The following is a 13093-nucleotide window of genomic DNA, read 5'->3' as shown; positions in this document are numbered from 1 at the left end:
TAAATATTATTTATGCCTCTTCCCCCGTTTTCGTTCACTTATCGCATTGTTTTGGCTTGTAATCTGGATTGGGTTGGATAATCATGGCTACAATTAAATTCAATGAGGGACACATGGCTGCAGTATTTGAAACACCAAATGATATGCTGGGTACTGAGGGACAAACACTCGGGACGTCAGAATGGATGGAAATTGACCAAGATCGCGTCAATATGTTTGCCGACGCGACAGGCGACCATCAATGGATACACGTTAATAAAGAAATGGCGGAACAAAGCCCGTTCGGGACAACTATTGCACATGGTTTTCTCACTCTTTCCTTGTTGCCAATGCTGATGAAAGAGACCTATACGATCAATAAGGTCGCCATGGGCATTAATTATGGGTGTAACAAGGTGCGCTTCATTAATCCGGTGAAAGTCGGTTCGCGTGTGCGCGGTACATCCGAAGTCGTATCCGTTGAAGAAGCGGGTGGCGGTATTCAATTAGTTGTTAAAGCGACCATTGAAATTGAAGGCGAAGAAAAGCCAGCATGTGTGGCCGAGACGGTCACACGCCTTTTTGGGTGATAAAAAATCTTAACGCTTAGTGCTTGAAGTGGCGCATATTTGTGACCACCATTGCGAGACCTGCCTCATCCGCAGCGGCGATCACCTCATCATCGCGAATGGAACCGCCCGGTTGAATGACCGCAGTTACCCCAGCTTGTGCTGCGCTTATAAGTCCATCCGCAAAAGGGAAGAACGCATCTGATGCGACAACCGACCCTTTTGCAAGGGCTTCGTCTTCCGCCGCCGCTTTAGCGGCATCCTCAGATTTACTGGCAGCGATACGCGCACTGTCAATCCGGCTCATTTGTCCTGCGCCAATCCCGACTGTTGCGCCGTTTTTGGCATAGACAATTGCATTAGACTTCACATGCTTGGCGACACGGAAAGCAAATAGCATGTCCTCGAGCTCTCTTTCATCTGGCTGGCGCTTCGTCACAACTTGAAGCATATCCCGACTAATCCGACCATTATCGCGGTTCTGTACTAACAAGCCACCGCTTACGGTTCTGACATCCAGTCCTGCTTCGGCAGGGTCGGGCATGCCGCCAGTGAGCAAGAGGCGCAGATTTTTCTTCTCGCCAATAATAGCCCGGGCCTCTTCATCTGCGTCTGGAGCAATAATAACTTCCGTGAAAATGTTGGTCACCTCCGTTGCAGTTTCGGCGTCGAGTGTTTTATTAAGCGCAATAATCCCGCCAAAAGCACTGACAGGATCGCATTTGAGGGCATTAGCAAAAGCCTCCAACATACTCGCTGCAGTTGCTACACCGCAAGGATTGGCATGCTTAATAATCGCACAGGCCGCTATGTCGGCATCCATTTCGGCAACCAATTCAAAGGCCGCATTGGTGTCGTTAATGTTATTGAAGGAAAGTTCTTTACCTTGGATTTGTTCTGCCGTAGCAACACCGAAACGTTTCGGGCCGCCAACATAAAAACCGGCATTCTGATGCGGGTTTTCACCATATCTGAGTGATTGCTTCAAACGCCCGCCAAGACTGCGGTAATCAGGTTCGGTGGATGTATCCAGTTGGTCGGCAAACCAGTTAGATATGGCGGCATCATAAGCTGCCGTTCGTGCATAAGCCTTTTGTGCCAAACTTTTACGCAAACTGCCCGTCAATTTTCCGTCATGTTCAGCAAGCGCTTCAAGGACTGCGGTAAAATCTTGATTATCGACGATGACGGCAACATCACCATGGTTCTTTGCTGCTGCGCGGATCATGGCAGGGCCGCCAATATCAATATTCTCAATACATTTATCAAAATCGCCGCCTGCCGCGAGCGTTTTCTCAAACGGGTAAAGGTTCACCACCAGCATATCAATGGGCTGGATGTTGTGTTCTGTCATAGCGGCTTGGTGTGTTTCATTATCGCGTATGGCGAGCAGCCCACCATGAACACCAGGATGGAGCGTCTTGACACGCCCGTCCATCATATCTGGATAGCCGGTTAATTCTGACACATCACGAACGGTAAGCCCTGCTTTGGAAAGTGTTTCTGCCGTGCCACCGGTCGAGACGAGTTCGATATTTTTTTCTGCCAAAGCTGTTGCGAAATCGACAATGCCATCCTTGTCGGATACCGAAATCAAGGCTCTTGAAACCGGACGTAAAGAACTAACCAAACCTATATCTCCTTTTGAATGACATTATTTTTTCATAAATTGAACTTTTAAAACGGCTTAAAAGTAAACGGGCAACATAGAGTCGATATGCAGGGATTCGACGGGCCGAGCAAGGTAAGTCCGCCTCACTTTTACTCAATGTCGTGGGCAACTTTCAGACCCCAATTGATAAAAGCACCATTGCTGTCAGGCATGCCAGTCAGAACGATTTGGTTGCTACGCACCGGATAGCCATGCTGCCCCATATAAACACTTTCCATGACTTGCATGCTCTCCAGATGTGTCCCACTGCACAGAAATATCCAACCCGGGCCTCTTTTATAGGCGAGTAAAACGGATTTTCCGTCAGAGGATGCGGAGGCATTAATATTGGGATGAAGGTGAAACCGAATGGCAAATTTAGATGGTGTTTGGGTTTTGCCGGATGGGAGAAGTGAATCCTCTCCCCGAAAGTCATATCCATCCGTCATCAGATAAATGCGCCGATGGTGCGAATAGCCGTTTAATTTCGCAAACAAATTATGCGAGGCTTCAAGCCAGGTGCCTCCGGAGTCTTCGATACGTCTTGCGACACATTTTAAATTTGATGTTGATAATCTCGTCCCAAGCATTTTTTTGGAGAAATCGCTTTTTATAAAAAAGTTTGATGACAAGCTTGGAAAGCTCAGCGTGTTATGTGCCGCTGGGGTGCGCGACGCCTCTCGCCACTCATTGCCATTTACAAGATTAGGCCCACAATTAACAAAAATGCGTTGGGTATTATGTGCGAACTCGAACGCCAATGGTGCGATATGGGCGTTTTGGCTATAGGTCGCCGGTGGGGTCTTGCCGACATCCATTATAATATGGCTTTGGCCAGAAATAAGTTTCTGATAGCCGCTGGCAGTTGCGTATTGAAATCCTTTAGAATTTTTTGGCTTCAGTTTTTTGGCGGCATCTATCATAGACTTCTCACCCTGTGTGCTGCCGTTGAAGACACAGAATTGACCGTCCGGAAAGCAATAAAAATCAATCGCTGAGGAAATGAGGTTACAACTTGCATTGATATCCTGCGGGACTTCAATATGTCTCTGTTGCATGGCGAGACGAATGGCAGTGAGATCCATCAGAAGTTGCGCGAGGTGTTTTGGCTCGCGGCTGATATGACCGCCATCTTGTAATATTTGTTTCTTTAATTCACGACATAAAATTCTGATACCTGTTTGAAGCCGACCACTCCCGCCAGTTATCGCAAAGGCAGAATAGGTCAGGCCGCAAGCAGACACGATGCGGGCATATCCAGGCAGCGTGCTTTCTACCATATGTTCCAGATAGCGCGCTTGTGTCCCCATTGAAGTCAAGACTTTGGCACGGTCTATGGTTGTCATGAACGGCATGAGAAACGGTAAAGCTTGACTCCAGACCATCAGTCTGCGCGCAATAATTTCAGACCGCCAAGCCAGCCGATTGCTCAAGCTGGTGTAGGTGACCCAATCCTGAATAGCTTGAACGGCAATCATGTTTGTCTTGGGTGTGTTGAGCGCGATGATGTGTTGCAACCAATCAAAGCTTTGCAAAGACATCGCCCATTCTTCATTAGGTGGGCGCAAATAAAATGGATTGTTACCAGGTGCGTTAACAATCGCCCCGCGCAAAGAATAGTCACCATTAAGCCAAGCTTCCCCCCTTGCCGGATTGCCAGGGTTTAAGGATGTTGGATAAGAGATTCCCGGCTCAGGATAGGGGCCTTCCAGTAAGGGCTTCTTAGGTAAATATATGAGAAGCCAGCGTTTACACTTCCAGAAAACTCTGAGAATAAAGGCGGCTATCAAATCAGTATAATGCATTAAGCAAAACCGCTTATTGTTTTAGCCGGAGGGCCTTAGAGCCCTGATGTTATCAGCATAGGCTTGCCTTCCGTTTTGGAATACGGCAGTTCCCGCAACAAGTACATCGGCCCCGGCGGTAATAATTTCCTCGGCATTTTTTGAATTAACGCCACCGTCAACTTCTAGTTCTATCTCCCTTCCGGCAGCAGTGATGAGGTCGCGAATACGGCGAATTTTTTCTAATTGAGTTTTTATAAATTTCTGTCCACCAAAACCGGGATTGACTGACATGACCAGGATGAGATCAATATCCTCAATTAACTCTTCAAGTGCCGCGATTGGTGTTGCCGGATTCAAGGATATACCGGCTTTGCATCCCGCCGCTTTAATCGCTTGGACGGTTCGATGCGGATGCGGCCCAGCTTCGGGATGAAATGTAATGATATCCGCCCCTGCCTCGGCAAATAAATCGATAAAGGCATCCACCGGAGATATCATAAGATGCACATCCAGCGGCTTACTGGCATGCGGTTTTATTGCTTTTACAACGCCTGGTCCGATGGTCAAATTCGGAACAAAATGCCCGTCCATGACATCCACATGAACATAATCGCAACCGGCCTCACATATCGCAGTAACTTCTTCCCCAATACAGGCAAAATCTGCCGCAAGGATGGAAGGTGAAATTTTTACTCTGCTTTCGGGACTCATGGATTCCCCTAAATATTAGCGAATTATTAAATGATTAAAGCAGTTTAATGCTTGTAGCAAGCTACTGATAAGGGGTTATACAGGGTTTTATCGCGGGGTCTATCTAAGAGCCTGTTTAGGAAGCTTTAATCTTTTTTAAGACACTCGCAAAAAACCCATCCATGCCGCCCTCATCACGCCAATCTGCCGGCGTGGTTCGTAAATAACCAAATGCGCTGCCTTTATTCTGATGTCCGCATAATTCATCGGGCAATCCAGTTGGGGCGCAGGCCTCATAATTTGGATGTTGCTCAAGAAATTCTTTTAGTTGTTCTTCGCCCTCTCGCGGGTCAAGTGAGCAGGTCACATAGGCTAGAAACCCACCGACTCTGACCCATTTGTCTGCACGGTTGAGCATATTTTTTTGAATTTCTGTCAATTTAAGAACTTCTTTCTCTCTCCGGTGCAGGGGTAGGTCAGGATGACGACGGATGGTACCTGTTGCTGAACAAGGCGCATCCAATAAAACAGCATCAAATGTCTTCTCCTTGAGGTAGGGTATGGTGTTTTCCATTACATCTGCTTGAATGATCTCTGCTGTAAGCAAGGTGCGTGTCAGATTAGCTTTGAGCCTATCTAATCTGGAGGCAGAAATGTCAAGCGCAGTCAGATGATGTCCCCTGGATGCAAGTTGCATGGTTTTACCGCCTGGCGCGGCGCAAAGGTCAAGTATGGTTGCGTCTATTTGTTTGTTTTCTGCAAGAAGCTTATCGAGCCAGATAACCGGCAAGGTGGCGGCATAATCTTGCACCCACCAATCGCCCGCCTCAAAACCCGGCAAGGTTTCAACATCAACTGCATCCATTAGCCGAAGCACATTGGGGGATAGCTGATGTATGTTTATGTTGGATATATCTGATTGACTGAGTGCGTTTATAAACAGTGGCATGGCTTCAGCAGATTTGAAACAAAGATCCAATGGCGGTTTCTGGCAGTGTATATCGGCTATGCTTTCAGCTTTCTCGGAGCCATAATTTTCTCGCCATTGGGCCACCATCCATTCTGGGAAATTGGATAGCGGGTCGTAGCTCAACCCGTGTTTCTGAGTGTCGTCCTTGTTGGTCTTGTCACTATTTTTTTTCTCAGTAACGAGTTTTCTCAATACAGCATTTATTAGCCCACGATAGGGGGCTTCTCCACGGCCGCATGCAGTGACAGTTTCTGCCACGGCGGCATGGTCAGGAATGTCCATCAATAAAATTTGTACAGCCCCAATTTGTAGCAATGCGCGCGCCAGGTGAGGTCGCCCTGGAATATTGCGTTTGATATATTTTGCTAATATGGCGGTAATGTCGCCGCGTCGCCGCAGGGCAAACATGACCATGGCTTTGGCGAGACGACGGTCAGGCGGAGACAAATCTGACAGTCTGTCAGCGGCCTCATCCATTGTCTTTCCTCGCTCTATAGCCGCCAGCATTGCGGCTGCTGCGCGACGGCAATTCGGTTTTTTTGTCATTCTCTTACCAATCTCCTTGGCATTTCGCCGATATGATACCATATAAGCATCATGACGACTGAAACTGAAAATGCCGATACACGCCGCCGTGATGCCGCCAAGCGCGCGCTTGAAGAAGCCGCACATCGACGGCAGGAAAATATCAAATCACAACTCCCCCCAGAAAAAGGCGGGCAAGAAGGCCCAGAACCCACACGTTATGGGGACTGGGAGAAAAAAGGCATCGTCACAGATTTTTAATCTGAATTACGCCGATTTATTTTGGCGGTTATCGATTAAATCCTCAACCACCCCCGGATCTGCGAGTGTTGATGTATCGCCGAGATTAGAAAAGTCATCCTCAGCGATTTTTCTTAAAATACGCCGCATGATTTTGCCTGATCGTGTTTTAGGTAAGCCGGAAGCGAATTGAAGAAGATCAGGCGCAGCAACTGGCCCGATTTCCTTGCGGACCCATTGCACCAAGGTTTTTTTCAAATCATCATCGCCTGTGAGACCAGCATTGAGCGTGATATAGCAATAAATGCCCTGCCCTTTAATATCATGCGGATAGCCGACAACCGCTGCTTCAGCTACATCGGGATGCGCCACAAGCGCGCTTTCAATTTCTGCTGTGCCGAGCCTATGACCGGATACATTTAGTACATCATCAACACGGCCTGTAATCCAATAATAGCCGTCCTCGTCACGGCGGCAGCCATCTCCGGTAAAATATGTGCCAGGATATTGCACGAAATAAGTGTCGATGAATCGCTGATGATCGCCGTAAACGGTACGCATTTGTCCGGGCCAGCTATCTTCAAGGCATAAATTACCTGATGTTGCGCCCTCCAGAACCTTGCCGTCGGTGTCCATCAGCACAGGTTTAATGCCAAAAAATGGCCGTGTTGCTGAACCTGGTTTCAATGCCGTTGCGCCCGGTAGCGGTGTAATTAACGCACCGCCGGTTTCTGTCTGCCACCATGTGTCCACAATTGGGCATCGCCCGTCGCCGACGACATTATAATACCAAAGCCATGCTTCAGGGTTAATCGGTTCCCCGACAGAACCTAGCAGTCTGATACTCTTTCGGCTGGCTGATTTAACGGGGGCATCACCCTCGCGCATCAATGCGCGCAAGGCCGTGGGAGCTGTATAAAAAATATTAACCTGATGCTTGTCGCAGGCCTGCCAGAAGCGGGAACTGTCAGGGTAATTCGGCACGCCTTCAAACATCACTGTTGTGGCTCTGTTCGATAGGGGGCCATAAACGATATATGTATGGCCTGTCACCCATCCCACATCAGCTGAGCACCAATAAACTTCACCGGGTTTATAATCAAACACATATTCATGCGTCATTGAGGCATAGACCATGTAACCGCCGGTTGTGTGCAACACGCCTTTAGGCTTGCCGGTAGAGCCGGATGTATAAAGAATAAACAGCGGGTCTTCAGCAGACATTTCCTCTGCAGGGCAATCGGAGGATACTTTGGTCTTTTCTTCGTGATACCAGACATCGCGACCTGCGGTCATTGTGATATCGCCGCCCGTGCGTTTGACAACAACAACTGCCGACACATCCGGGCATTGTGCTAGCGCTTCATCGGTATTTGCTTTAAGCGGGATTTTCTTACCGCCTCTGACACCTTCATCAGCTGTAATTACGCAAGTGCTTTCACAATCGAGAATACGTCCAGCAAGTGCCTCGGGGGAGAAGCCGCCAAAGACAACTGAATGAACAGCCCCGATACGCGCACAGGCCAGCATGGCATAGGCTGCTTCCGGTATCATGGGCATATAAATCGTGACCCTGTCACCTTTGCGGACGCCATTGGCCTTAAGCGTGTTGGCAAATAGGCAAACTTCCTCATGTAATTGTTTGTAGGTAATATTGGCAGATTGGTCAGGTTCATCCCCTTCCCATATGATAGCGATTTGATCGCCATATTCTTCAAGATGCCGGTCAACACAGTTCCAACAAGCGTTCAGTGTGCCGTCCTCATACCATTTTATAGAAACATCTTCTTTGCTGTACTTCGTGTTTTTGATTTTTGTATAGGGTTTAATCCAGTCTATGCGCTTACCATGCTTGTTCCAAAAACTCTCAGGGTCGGCAATGCTTTCGGCATACATGGCCTGATAGTTTTCATCATCTATAAGTGCTTGCGCTGCCACATCGTTGGTGACCGGAAAAATCGTATCGTCCATTACCCCCCCCCGTTTTAATTTCTTAACTGGCTTTATTTGTCTCAGTCTTAGTGCAATGAGAGCTGTGTCACTCTCATAATGGTTAGTTCAGCCCAGCATCAACCATCCGTCAAGTCTCATCGTTTTGTATTCAGTCAGACTTTTTCCAGGGCAGGGGCCGGCAATGCACATTCCGTCGAGGTTAAACGTCGCGGCATGTGCCGAGCATATCAGGTGCTTTTTATCTGCTGTTAAAAATCGGTCAGGAAAAGTTTCGAGTGGTAAGCCGATATGCGGGCATGCATTTTTGAAAACGCGTATGGCATCTCCTTGATGCCAGATAATCAAATCCAGCCGCGTGGTCTCTTTGCCGCTATCTTTGATGCCATTGTCATCATCAACGTGCTCAATTTCGATGCCTTTGGTTTCCCCTGCCTTCAAATTGTCGAGGGCTATGAGAGGGATAAGCTTGCCTGACTTATGTGGTGTATCTTCCGTGGGCATCAAAAAGCGTTTTGTGTTTTCCCGCTAGGGTCAAGGCCTGCCATTTTACAAACGAATTTCCATTCAGCAGCTGTGACAGGTTGGACGGAGAGCCGAGAGTTATTGACGAGCACCATGTTGGCGAGTTTTTCCTCTGCTTTGATATCGGCCAATGTTACGAATTTCTCAGCTGACTCGAGCGCGACGATGTCCACCATGCCAAATCGACCAGACTCATCTGTATGATCGGGATAATGTTCTTTAATCACCTTGACCGTTCCCATAATGCGTTTTTCATTCACGGAGTGATAAAAAAACCCCTTGTCACCAAGCTTCATATTTTTCATTTGCTTGTTGGCGAGGAAATTACGAACGCCATCCCAATGCTCGCCTTTTTTGCCGCGCGCGCATTGATTATCCCAACTCCAATTGCCCGGTTCAGATTTAAAAAGCCAGTAAGCCATAGACGTCTCCTCTCTAACTGAGATGGAGTTTATCAGGCTTTTGGCAAGCTTCCAAATGAGTGATTCCAGGGATGAATTTCCACACTGTCAAAAAGACCTGCAATTGCATAAGGGTCGGCGGCAGCCCAATTTTCTGCGGCTTGCCGGTCTTCGGCTTCAATAACAAGCATGCTGCCTATGGGCGTTGGTGAGGCGTCAGACTTATCATCTTTCTCTGACATAAATGGGCCAGCAAAAAAAACATTGCCAGCATTTCGAAGATAAGTCAGATGGGCCTCGCGCGTTGAGGCGCGCAGTTTTAGCTGGTTCGGTTTGTCCCAGCAGATAAAACAAAATTTCAACTTACCAACTCCTCTTCAAGCCGTCTTAGAGAATTAAGACAGTGAAGCCTATCAGAAAAATTATGATAATTAAATCTCGCTTGTGAAAGGACGTGCGAGGAGTTGCGAAATCGCCATATCTACGCTGACATGCCCGGCGACAATATCGGCAATGGCGTTGCAGATTGGCATTTCCACTTGATGTTTTGTTGCCAGTTCGATCAGTGCTGGTGCGCTCAATGCTCCTTCACTGACACTTCTACGCGACGCCATAATATCTGCTGCATTAGCATCCTGCCCGCCTTCTCCAAGGGCGATACCAAGGGAATAGTTTCTAGAATTGGTGCTGGTGCAGGTGAGAATTAAATCTCCCAGTCCGGCGAGGCCGCCAAGAGTTTGAGGATTAGCACCAAGTTTTATGCCCAGCCGGGTCATTTCCGCATAGCCCCGTGCCGTAAGGGCGGCGCGGGCACTTTCACCCATGCCGCGCCCGTCAACAATGCCACAGGCAATTGCGAGAATATTTTTAACAACCCCACCAATTTCAGCCCCGATAAGGTCATCGCACATATAAAAACGAAAATGCGGGTGACCGATAGTTGTTGAGATTTTCTCACCCAGCGCCATGTTTTGACAAGCGAGAGTGACAGCTGTTGGCAAACCTTTGGCTACATCAGCGGCGAAGCTAGGGCCGGACAGCACTGCGAGACGGCTTATGTCAAAATAATCGGATGCGACTTCAGACATAAATTTCAGAGATTTTTGCTCAAGGCCTTTTGCGCATAACACGATAATGGCATCGTGACTGATGTGTGGTTTGAGATTGCGTAAGATTTGCGACATGTGTTGTGCGGGCGTAACCATAAGGATGAGGTCACAGTCGGAAAGATCTTGCATGTCCCCGGTTGGAGTGATGTGTGAGGAAAGTTTAATACCAGGCAGATAAAGTGTATTCTCGTTCTGTTGACCAATAGATTGAATGACTGCCTCCTCAAACGCCCAGAGTTTAACAGGTCTTTCGTGGCGGGCAATCAGTTCAGCCAGAGCTGTCCCCCAAGCACCCGCGCCGATGACGCACGGTTTTGTAAATTTAGAGCTTTCTTGCATTTTGTTCTCTATCAGTCGTTTACTAAAAATGTGTTGGTAAATAATTTATTGATTATTCATTATTTTGCACTTAAAAATATCTGATGAGTGACTTGGACTTAAACACAAGAGCACAGATTATTCTGGCGGCTAAAGAACGTTTTCTTCACTACGGTTATCCTAAGACCACAATGGCTGAAGTAGCTGCAGACTGCAATATGTCTCCAGGCAATCTTTATCGTTATTTTAAGGGAAAACTGGATATAGCTATTGAGATTGCGCGCGAAGAGTCAATTATGACTGTTGATCGGCTTCGTCCGCTTATTGACTGTCCTGTTCGTTCAGCTCAGGAGAGGCTTGAGGAAGTAATGTTCTCAGGCTTGAGAGAGAGCTTTCATAAACTTGAAAACAAGCCAAAAGCAGTTGAGTTGGCTCAAATTGTTTCCTCACAAAGGCCTCGTTTTTTACTTGAAAGTCTTCGCCGTGAGCGCCGTGTCATAGCTATCGTTCTGGATTATGGCCGTAAAACCGGCGAATTTGTCGTTCATGATATCTCCAGAACCGCTGCTACTTTACAAGCCGCGACCATGAAATATCACTACCCGCAGCTATTCACGCACCAAACACTTCAAGATCTTGAGGTAGAGTTGTCGGAAATGTTGAAACTCTTCTTCTCAGGATTGGTAAACAACGACCATTTAGAGACAGAAGTAACCCTACCAAACACTCTTTCCCTTTAATATATTTGTCATAATATCCAATTTTTTATGATAAATTTAACTAAATATTAAATCTTTTGTTTAAATAATATATTAGAATCAATAAGTTGTAAATATAATCATCTTTTTTGGTAAATAATGAATAAAAATCAAAATATTTATTGTTTTTTATTTCCAGATACCCTATATTCATAAGTGTCGAGAGCACAGATTGCTTTGAAAGGATATAATGATGAATAAGCGTTTCTTTAAATCTTTGAAGCAGTTTCTCAATGTACCAACGCTGATTGCTGCTTTGCTTGCTTTATACGGCTTTGCGGTTCTTACACAGAACACTGCAGGTGGTTACTTAATCTAATTTGCGAGATTCCCTCCCCTCGCAATCGCCTGAAAAGGCTTAAAACGCTGACGGTTCCCTCCCCCGTCAGCGTTTTTTTTGAGGGAATTTCCTATTGATTATAGCCTGTTAAGTTCCATTAACGGCCATCGCGGGCGTGCTGCCATATTCAGCATACTAAGTTTGCCGATACGCAGCCTCTCTGCGCCCGCCCATGCAATCATGGCAGCATTATCCGTGCAAAGGTGGGGCGGGGCGACATGAAACGAGAAATTTTCTTTGTCACACATTTGCTCCAGGGCCGTCTTAATATGCGTATTGGCTGCTACGCCGCCAGCGACAACAAATTTCAAATGAGCGTTATCACCTGCTTGTGCTGACCGGTCTTGTGAAAACCGACGCATGGCATTGTGACTGCGCTCGACCAGACAATCCGTAATAGCTTGTTGAAGGCTTGCTGCCAAATTCGCCAAATCAGTTTCACTGACGGGTTGCATTTGTGTGGCGCGCACTCGCAAGGCCGTTTTGAGACCTGAAAAAGAAAAGTCACACCCGCCGTCGCCTGTAAGTGGGCGCGGTAAGTCAAAAACGGTTGCATCACCCTTTTGCGCCAGTTTTTCTATTGCAGGTCCACCGGGATAACCTAATCCCATTAATTTTGCGGCTTTATCAAAAGCTTCTCCGGCCGCGTCGTCTAAAGTTGAGCCGTAGGTTTCGTAAAGTCCGTGATCCTTAACGGCTATGAGTTGACAGTGCCCGCCGGATACCAGCAATAACAAATAAGGAAACGCCAAAGGCGCGCATAATCTCACCGTAAGGGCATGTCCCTCAAGATGATTCACACCGATAAAAGGCTTATCAAGAGACAGGGCAAGCATTTTGCCGGTCATTAACCCTACCATGACGCCGCCGACCAATCCTGGTCCGGCTGTGGCGGCGATACCGTCAAGCTCTGTAAGGTTTATATCGGCGTCGGCAACAGCTTGCTCAACAAGCCCGTCAATAATGCTGACATGTCTGCGTGCTGCGATTTCGGGGACAACCCCACCATAAGGTGCGTGAGCATCTATCTGGCTATGCACGCAATTAGATAGAATTTCACCGGGGCCATCGGGTTTTTCAGGGTCAAGCCGAATAACTGCAGCCGCTGTTTCATCGCAACTTGTTTCAATACCGAGAACGGTCAATGTCATTGTGAAATTCCAGATGATATTGAGTGCGGGTTAGCCTGTTGGCGCATAAGCTTTCTACTTGTTCTAAAGTCCACTTGTCCTAAACTGGTAAGAACTGTAAACCAGACAGAATGAATTGTCTTCCTTATAT

The 13093-nt window shown here is 47.3% G+C and carries 14 protein-coding genes; 4 read left to right on the top strand and 10 right to left on the bottom strand.

Translation table 11 applies throughout. The features are described 5' to 3' along the window. The first annotated feature begins 113 nt into the window (after window positions 1–113). The gene (locus RS24_RS06945; RefSeq protein WP_021777491.1) at window positions 114–569 is read left to right on the top strand and encodes a MaoC family dehydratase; all 456 of its coding nucleotides are present in this window, start codon (window positions 114–116) and stop codon (window positions 567–569) included. 16 nt (window positions 570–585) lie between these two features. Here RS24_RS06945 and purH read toward each other — a convergent pair whose 3' ends face one another. The 4 genes from purH to RS24_RS06925 form a co-directional block, all read right to left on the bottom strand. Beyond that, window positions 586–2178, bottom strand: a complete 1593-nt coding sequence (gene purH / locus RS24_RS06940; RefSeq protein ID WP_021777490.1) for a bifunctional phosphoribosylaminoimidazolecarboxamide formyltransferase/IMP cyclohydrolase — start codon at window positions 2176–2178, stop codon at window positions 586–588. Between the two features lie 131 nt (window positions 2179–2309). Next, the gene (locus RS24_RS06935) at window positions 2310–4004 is read right to left on the bottom strand and encodes a heparinase II/III family protein (RefSeq protein WP_021777489.1); all 1695 of its coding nucleotides are present in this window, start codon (window positions 4002–4004) and stop codon (window positions 2310–2312) included. 21 nt (window positions 4005–4025) lie between these two features. Next, entirely contained in the window at window positions 4026–4697 is a 672-nt protein-coding gene (gene rpe / locus RS24_RS06930) for a ribulose-phosphate 3-epimerase (protein WP_021777488.1), read from the bottom strand. Window positions 4698–4812: 115 nt separating this feature from the next. Further along, window positions 4813–6192 carry an RsmB/NOP family class I SAM-dependent RNA methyltransferase gene (locus RS24_RS06925; protein WP_021777487.1) on the bottom strand — a complete coding sequence of 460 codons (1380 nt, stop codon included), beginning with the start codon at window positions 6190–6192 and terminating at the stop codon, window positions 4813–4815. Window positions 6193–6243: 51 nt separating this feature from the next. On the opposite strand from RS24_RS06925, the gene RS24_RS06920 reads away from it, so the two are divergent. After that, window positions 6244–6432, top strand: a complete 189-nt coding sequence (locus RS24_RS06920) for a DUF1674 domain-containing protein (RefSeq protein WP_021777486.1) — start codon at window positions 6244–6246, stop codon at window positions 6430–6432. Window positions 6433–6438: 6 nt separating this feature from the next. Here the strand turns inward: RS24_RS06920 and acs are convergent, their stop codons facing one another. From acs to RS24_RS06895, 5 genes are all read right to left on the bottom strand, one after another. After that, window positions 6439–8382: an acetate--CoA ligase gene (gene acs, locus RS24_RS06915; RefSeq protein ID WP_021777485.1), complete on the bottom strand. Its 1944-nt coding sequence runs from the start codon at window positions 8380–8382 to the stop codon at window positions 6439–6441. An 87-nt stretch (window positions 8383–8469) separates the two neighbouring features. Further along, entirely contained in the window at window positions 8470–8865 is a 396-nt protein-coding gene (locus tag RS24_RS09785) for a Rieske (2Fe-2S) protein (RefSeq protein WP_021777484.1), read from the bottom strand. After that, window positions 8865–9308 (bottom strand): EVE domain-containing protein, encoded by a 444-nt coding sequence (locus tag RS24_RS06905; RefSeq protein WP_021777483.1) that lies wholly within the window; start codon window positions 9306–9308, stop codon window positions 8865–8867. The genes RS24_RS09785 and RS24_RS06905 overlap by 1 nt, the downstream gene beginning before the upstream one ends. Before the next feature lie 32 nt (window positions 9309–9340). Next, on the bottom strand, window positions 9341–9649 hold the full coding sequence (locus RS24_RS06900; RefSeq protein ID WP_021777482.1) for a YciI family protein: 309 nt from the start codon (window positions 9647–9649) through the stop codon (window positions 9341–9343). 69 nt (window positions 9650–9718) lie between these two features. Next, entirely contained in the window at window positions 9719–10735 is a 1017-nt protein-coding gene (locus RS24_RS06895; protein WP_021777481.1) for an NAD(P)H-dependent glycerol-3-phosphate dehydrogenase, read from the bottom strand. An 83-nt stretch (window positions 10736–10818) separates the two neighbouring features. Between RS24_RS06895 and RS24_RS06890 the strand changes: the two genes are divergently transcribed. Continuing rightward, window positions 10819–11454, top strand: a complete 636-nt coding sequence (locus tag RS24_RS06890; RefSeq protein ID WP_021777480.1) for a TetR/AcrR family transcriptional regulator — start codon at window positions 10819–10821, stop codon at window positions 11452–11454. A gap of 211 nt (window positions 11455–11665) precedes the next feature. Beyond that, a complete protein-coding gene (locus RS24_RS10110; protein ID WP_021777479.1) occupies window positions 11666–11791 on the top strand; it encodes a hypothetical protein in 126 nt (41 codons plus the stop codon). A gap of 98 nt (window positions 11792–11889) precedes the next feature. Here the strand turns inward: RS24_RS10110 and tsaD are convergent, their stop codons facing one another. Beyond that, window positions 11890–12957 carry a tRNA (adenosine(37)-N6)-threonylcarbamoyltransferase complex transferase subunit TsaD gene (gene tsaD, locus RS24_RS06885; RefSeq protein WP_038300927.1) on the bottom strand — a complete coding sequence of 356 codons (1068 nt, stop codon included), beginning with the start codon at window positions 12955–12957 and terminating at the stop codon, window positions 11890–11892. Between the last annotated feature and the right edge of the window lie 136 nt (window positions 12958–13093).

The sequence above is a fragment of the Candidatus Micropelagos thuwalensis genome (assembly GCF_000469155.1).
GTDB lineage: Bacteria > Pseudomonadota > Alphaproteobacteria > RS24 > RS24 > Micropelagius > Micropelagius thuwalensis.
This window is presented reverse-complemented; position numbering and strand designations above follow the sequence as displayed.